Source organism: Mesorhizobium sp. M0909 (assembly GCF_040319515.1).
GTDB lineage: Bacteria > Pseudomonadota > Alphaproteobacteria > Rhizobiales > Rhizobiaceae > Mesorhizobium.
Map to the genome: position 1 here is coordinate 1 of NZ_JAMYOA010000051.1, position 4,180 is coordinate 4,180.

At 58.2% G+C, this 4,180-nt stretch carries 3 protein-coding genes and 1 pseudogene; 3 read left to right on the forward strand and 1 reads right to left on the reverse strand.

Translation table 11 applies throughout. The features are described 5' to 3' along the window. Nucleotides 1-924: 924 nt before the first annotated feature. Nucleotides 925-1,224, forward strand: a pseudogene (locus tag NKH83_RS31335) (DUF1236 domain-containing protein). 222 nt (nt 1,225-1,446) lie between these two features. Here NKH83_RS31335 and NKH83_RS31340 read toward each other — a convergent pair. Beyond that, nucleotides 1,447-1,662, reverse strand: coding sequence for a hypothetical protein (locus NKH83_RS31340; protein WP_352809014.1), 216 nt, complete (start codon nt 1,660-1,662; stop codon nt 1,447-1,449). A gap of 873 nt (nt 1,663-2,535) precedes the next feature. On the opposite strand from NKH83_RS31340, the gene NKH83_RS31345 reads away from it, so the two are divergent. Continuing rightward, nucleotides 2,536-3,420, forward strand: coding sequence for an IS5 family transposase (locus tag NKH83_RS31345; RefSeq protein ID WP_352809017.1), 885 nt, complete (start codon nt 2,536-2,538; stop codon nt 3,418-3,420). 173 nt (nt 3,421-3,593) lie between these two features. Continuing rightward, nucleotides 3,594-3,809 (forward strand): hypothetical protein, encoded by a 216-nt coding sequence (locus NKH83_RS31350; protein ID WP_352809015.1) that lies wholly within the window; start codon nt 3,594-3,596, stop codon nt 3,807-3,809. The last annotated feature ends 371 nt before the right edge of the window (nt 3,810-4,180 follow it).

Sequence of the window (4,180 nt, forward strand, 5' to 3'; positions counted from 1 at the left end):
TCGTCGACCTCTTCACCCCAGCCGAATGTGCCAACTACTTCAAAGCCGCAGGATATGAACCGGATTAAACAGGACGTGCTCTAGCGCCCAGGTGGCCCAGCGCTCAAACTGGTCTGCGGGCACGTTCTCGTTCGAAGAGTTATTGGCCTCGCTTGCGCCTCTCACGTAAGCTCGAATGTCCGATGCTTGGCGAAACGCAGTTGCCTCCTCCAGCAGCCGACTAGTCCTCGCTTCTTCTGCCTTCGTGCGCGCAGTGTTTTCGGCCTTCCGATGCGGCATGACAGGGAAGTCGCCACACTGACGGACTTACGACCTGATAGTCCCTTGCCCGCTGGCTAAGCCGACTACGGCGTGGCTGCGGACTTCTTTAGCGATGTTTGCCGCGCTTTCTCCGAATTCAACGTCACCGCCGCGAAGGGTTTCAGCCCGGCCAGCAGCCGAGGCTCACCCTAGGGGCCAGCTGCCGGTTGGTAGACGCGCTGTGTCGGCTGATCGAAGTGAGCAACCGGTTGGTTGACGAGATCAGCACAGGCTTTGCGAAACGGGCGATCTCGCGAAGGAAATTGCGCGAGGGAAGTGATCCGCGCCCTTCCTGATCGGGATCCTGATACAATATCCCATGGCCGTCCGAATAGCGGTTGTTTTAGCGCTTCTTTTCGCCTTCGCCTACGGTTTCGCAAAACTCGTGAAACACTATGGCGGCGTTGGCGACCGGCCCTCTCCGTGTGAAAAATTGCCACATCCTGGTTGTCCTGATCCAAGCGCGCCTCCTCAGGAAGAAACCAAGCCTTGAGCTGGCGCGTATGTGTTTCAGCGGGTTCGCGCAAACTGCCAGTGGAACAAGAATTGCTTCGCACCGTTCAACGTAAGCAACCCGTCGCGGCAGCAATCTAGCACCGCAGCGGAAATTTGCTTGGAGGTTAAATGCGAAAGCAACTTTCATCGGCTGCGACTGGGATCCTTTTGCTAGTTGGTGTCAGCGCCGCCGCCGCTTAGGAGGTCATCATTCAGCCTGAACAAGATACTGTGTCCGAGAGTACGTGAAAAAGAAACCAATGGCATCGTTGAGCCTTCCCGGCGTGGAGGTCAACATCGGCACGGCTCTGCCTGACACTGTTGAGCTTTACGAGGTGCCAGACGTTCAGTACCGCTACGTGATCGTCGACGGACGAACCGTCCTGGTCGATCCAGGTACGCCGCAAGATTGTGAAAATCTACGACTGAACGCGATCTCTTCACGCTAAAGCCCATCGTGCCCAAAGGTCCGGCGGGCTTTTTGCGGTTCTAGGTTCCGCTCGCGCGGACTGATTGAATTATTCTCCTCAAATCTTTTCAGCCTTCAAGCCAGACGAGTGGAAGCGGTCACGCCGGTCCGCCTGACGTTTCGCTGGGCATTGCCGCTGCGCTGAAAAATTTAAGGGCCGGCCCGTCCCTGGGTGAATTAGCTTACTTCTTGATGATGTTGCCCTGGTTCAGGTCGAACGCCTGTGCGCCTCGGGCCTGTTTGTAGAAATCGTCCCGCAGCTCCCCCCATTGCCCGAGGTACCCTCCGCAATTGCTACAACGAACGGGCGTGTCGTCGTCGGGATTGTCGGGGATGGCCATCAGGATCGTGCCGCAGGCCTTGCACTCCAGTTTGTGGTTGAGCCGCTTGCTATCCACGATTGCCTCGAAATGCCTTGCTGGGGAGAGAGAACAGACTTTTGCAATCGTAGTCAAGAAAACTCGCGTCCGGTGTTCACGAGGGAGGAAACTCCCGGCCGGCGCGGTAACGCGTCGCTGCAGGATTTCTGGGAGGGCTAAGATCCTTCTCCACGCCGACCGAATCCATTGCCGAAATTGATACGAAAGCGTACAATAGCAAATCGTTAGCCATACACTTAGCCGCTGACGCCTAGGAGCGACCCGCACTCTTGGCCCGACAAGAGGCATTTGGTGTGATGTCAGAAGAACAAGGGCGAGCCCGCCTGAAACCAGAAATCGTAAGCGAACTTGCCCGGGAGATCCGGTCGTTGCAGCGCACCAAGCGGTGGCGCTCCACTGCCTTACTCAGACTGGCCGGACGTGCGAGATCAAGACCAGTATCGAGATTTGGTGTCCGGAATTTGAACACACTTACGTCTGGCTGAAAAATTGATGCGCTCTTGAAGGCGGCTGGCGTCCGACGAGAATGGCGAAGGCCCAGGAGTTCGTCTCCGAAAAAGCGCCTCGGCAGGATTGAAAGCCTAAAAGCCCGCTTCGTCTCCGCCCATCGTGCGGCGGCTCGGCTGTCAGCAGCGACCAGCGGTCGCCCGCGTTTCGGACGCTCGCGTTCTTCCGTTCGACTTTGCTCGACGCCAATGCTCCCATAGGGTGTTTTGGGAGAGGGTGGACGCTATGAAGATCATTTCTGCGCAAGTAACCGATTTTCGTTCTGCTGAAGACACAGGGATTCGGACTAGGGCCTGTTGATATTCATGATTCCCATTCAGGCTTGATCGTGATTCCAAGCTTTGGATGGAACGATTCGTGCTGACGGACGCCCAGTGGGCGAAGATGGAACCGCATTGTCTGGGTAAGCCAGCGGATCCTGGGCGAAGCGGCCACGACAATCGCCTGTTCGTCGAAGCGGTTCTTTCGATCGTGCGGACTGGCAGTCCGTGGCGTGATCTGCCTGCCCTCTTCGGAAAGTGGAACAGCGTTTTCACGCGATTACCGAGGTTGGGTCAAAGCCGATGTTTTCATTCGGCTTTTCGAGGCTTGCTCGGGCCAGCCGGACATGGAATACGCCATGGTCGACGCCACCATCGTCAAGGTCCATCGACACGGCCAGGGCGCAAAAGGGGGACTCAAAGCCAGGCCATAGGTCGCTCCAAGGGCGGTATGACAACCAAAATCTTGGCGCTTGCCGACGCGCTTGGCAATCCCGTGCGCTTTGTCCTGCTGCCGGGCCAGCGCTTCGATACGGTCGGTGTCGAACCGCTCATCCAAGGCCTCTCCTTCGGCGCTCTGATCGCCGACAAGGCCTTCGACAGCAACACCATCATCGCCGATCTGAACGAGCGTGGCGCCAAGATCGTCATTTCCCAGCATCCGCGCCGAACAAAGCCGATCCCGCTCGATGCCGAGATGTACAAATGGGGTCATCTGATCGAGAATTTCTTCTGGAAACTCAAAGAGTTCAAACGCATCGCCATGCGCGCGCCGACAAAACCGACCAGAGCTTCAATGCCATCATTCATCTTGCCGTCATCAACTCCAAATGAATCTCAACAAGCCCTAGACCAGGTCACTTGCCTTATGGGCAAAGATGAGGCTGGAAAGAGTGCCACTCTGCTTGCTCTCGCAGCCTTAAATCCTCACCAATCGACGCCAGCAATGCAGGGACGATTGCTCGTGGATACAGAATTCCCTGCACCGCGTAGATACGCCTTTTTCTAAGCGAACCGCCGCCCGTGGGATGTAGAGCGGCCGAAGCCGTTCGCCGGTTTCTGGCGCTGTTTTGACAGGGCGCGCATTGGTCATTCGGCCCATCGCGCTTTTCTGCGGCCCGCGGTTTCGCCCGACATCAGGGAACGATATCGCCCCCCATGTATTAGAAATCTATGGACACTATGAACCCCACGGCCACGGGTGCCGCCGATCTTTTGACATCGGAAGTTGCCAATGCCAGGCAGCGCATCCACCGGACTGAGCTCGCGCTTCAACGCACTGAAGAAATGCTGGCCGAAAATCTCGCGCTGTGCAGCAGGATACGAACTGCGGTTGAGGCCGCAAACCGCTTGGTGAAGATCGATCCCCCCAGCTTTGAAGGACGTCGCGCGGGTTGAACTGGGCCGGCGTTTCATTCGTCGCGACCTTTAGGCCACCGGCGCCACCACGCGCTCAAGCACGGCGGCAACCAGGTCGACAGACGGCGACCGCGGCTCATCGTGCGCGGCCTGGTGCTCGGCGAGGAACTGTAATCGGGCATGCGCTCCACTGCCTCGGCGACATGTGCGAGCGACTGGTCGATCAAGCGGCGGCGGAACGAAATGCCATCGCGCGTGCGACGTTAGCGTTAACCGAAGGAAGACGTGGGGGGGGGGGGCCCCCCCCCCCCCCCCCCCCGGGGGTGGGGTCGTCTCAACCGCCTCGACGTTTAGACCGAAAAAGATGGAGCGCGTCGCCGAGAACCCCACCCGGCCCTGCGGGCCACCCT

Bases quoted from the DNA above. Each gene is read 5' to 3' on its own strand.
- NKH83_RS31350 (WP_352809015.1), top strand. From the start codon at position 3,594: ATGAACCCCACGGCCACGGGTGCCGCCGATCTTTTGACATCGGAAGTT.
- NKH83_RS31345 (WP_352809017.1), top strand. From the start codon at position 2,536: ATGGAACCGCATTGTCTGGGTAAGCCAGCGGATCCTGGGCGAAGCGGC.